Here is a 318-nt window from a genome sequence, read left to right on the forward strand (position 1 = left end):
GGCTGACATCGATCCCTCGTTCGTGCAGTAAGTCTTCTACGTTTCGAAGTGAGAGAGGAAATCGGACATAGAGCATCACCGCTAGGCGAATAATCTCAGGACTGGTTTTGAAGTAGCGAAAGGGAGAGCGTTTTTTCATATGCAAAAAGTTAATTCGTTGCTTTGCGCCGCTCAAGTCAGTTTCCTCTGACAGTGCCTTATCGCTCACTGACTTGGAATCACGGATCAGAGATGGCGGGGTACAAGACATTCACTTTGGCGACGGAGATCGATATCTTTTCATGCGACCCTCACAGCCCCTCTCATCGCTGCAAGCAG

General features: G+C 49.1%; 1 pseudogene. It reads right to left on the reverse strand.

The features are described from left to right. Nucleotides 1-139 (reverse strand): annotated as a pseudogene (locus tag AB9F29_RS21790) (IS6 family transposase); the annotation flags it as partial. Nucleotides 140-318: the final 179 nt, after the last annotated feature.

Origin of the sequence: Falsihalocynthiibacter sp. S25ZX9 (assembly GCF_041205405.1) — a bacterium.
Taxonomy (GTDB): Bacteria; Pseudomonadota; Alphaproteobacteria; order Rhodobacterales; family Rhodobacteraceae; genus Falsihalocynthiibacter; species Falsihalocynthiibacter arcticus.